Source organism: Micrococcus sp. CH7 (assembly GCF_001595485.1).
Lineage (GTDB): Bacteria > Actinomycetota > Actinomycetes > Actinomycetales > Micrococcaceae > Micrococcus > Micrococcus luteus.
In genome coordinates, this window is the sequence record NZ_LOSQ01000032.1 from 1 (window position 1) to 1626 (window position 1626).

At 55.8% G+C, this 1626-nt stretch carries 1 rRNA gene; it reads left to right on the forward strand.

Going from position 1 to position 1626, the window contains the following annotated elements:
* Positions 1–86 precede the first annotated feature (86 nt).
* Positions 87–1626 (forward strand): 23S ribosomal RNA (locus AUV08_RS08960); the annotation flags it as partial.

A 1626-nucleotide genomic window follows, 5' to 3' on the forward strand; every position in this document is an offset into this window, starting at 1 on the left:
TCCCCCCTGGGGTGGTGTGTGAGGTGTGGTGATGCCGAGAATGACATCTTAGTTAGATATTGCTCATTTGAGGACTTTCATTGTGTGTGAAAGTTTCCAAGGGCGCATGGTGGATGCCTTGGCAACAGGAGCCGAAGAAGGACGTGGGAATCTGCGATAAGCCTGGTGGAGTCGATAACCGGACGTTGAGACCAGGATTTCCGAATGGGGAAACCCCGCACGACGTGTCGTGTGACCCCCGGTTGAACACATAGACCGGGTGGAGGGAACGTGGGGAAGTGAAACATCTCAGTACCCACAGGAAGAGAAAACAAAAGTGATTCCGTTAGTAGTGGCGAGCGAACGCGGATGGGGCTAAACCGTATGTGTGTGATACCCGGCAGGGGTTGCATGTGCGGTGTTGTGGGCCCCTCCTTGTCCTGTCTGCCGGCATGGCGCAGTGAGGTGCGGGCATATAGACGAACCAGTGTGGATGCTGGACCGTAGAGGGTGAGAGTCCCGTAGTCGAAATGTGTTCCGCCGCTGTTGGGGGGTTGCCCGAGTAGCACGGGGCCCGAGGAATCCCGTGTGAATCTGCCAGGACCACCTGGTAAGCCTGAATACTACCTGTTGACCGATAGCGGATCAGTACCGTGAGGGAATGGTGAAAAGTACCCCGGGAGGGGAGTGAAATAGTACCTGAAACCATGTGCCTACAAACCGTTGGAGCCTCCTTGTGGGGTGACAGCGTGCCTTTTGAAGAATGAGCCTGCGAGTTAGTGATACGTGGCGAGGTTAACCCGTGTGGGGAAGCCGTAGCGAAAGCGAGTCTGAATAGGGCGATTGAGTCGCGTGTCCTAGACCCGAAGCGGAGTGATCTACCCATGGCCAGGTTGAAGCGCGTGTAAGAGCGCGTGGAGGACCGAACCCACTTCAGTTGAAAATGGAGGGGATGAGCTGTGGGTAGGGGTGAAAGGCCAATCAAACTCCGTGATAGCTGGTTCTCCCCGAAATGCATTTAGGTGCAGCGTCACGTGTTTCTTCCCGGAGGTAGAGCTACTGGATGGACGATGGGCCCTACAAGGTTACTGACTTCAGCCAAACTCCGAATGCCGGGAAGTGAGAGCGTGGCAGTGAGACTGTGGGGGATAAGCTTCATAGTCGAGAGGGAAACAGCCCAGACCACCGGTTAAGGCCCCTAAGCGTGTGCTAAGTGGGAAAGGATGTGGAGTTGCTGAGACAACCAGGAGGTTGGCTTAGAAGCAGCCACCCTTGAAAGAGTGCGTAATAGCTCACTGGTCAAGTGATTCCGCGCCGACAATGTAGCGGGGCTCAAGTACACCGCCGAAACCGTGGCATTCAGTTTTGCTGGATGGGTAGGGGAGCGTCGTTCACGAGGTGAAGCCAGCGGGTAACTTCTGGTGGATTGTGGACGAGTGAGAATGCAGGCATGAGTAGCGAAAGACGGGTGAGAAACCCGTCCGCCGGATGACTAAGGGTTCCAGGGTCAAGCTAATCTGCCCTGGGTAAGTCGGGACCTAAGGCGAGGCCGACAGGCGTAGTCGATGGACAACGGGTTGATATTCCCGTACCAGTGAAGAACCGCCCATGCTGAGCCGGTGATACTAACCGCCCGAACCATCCCGA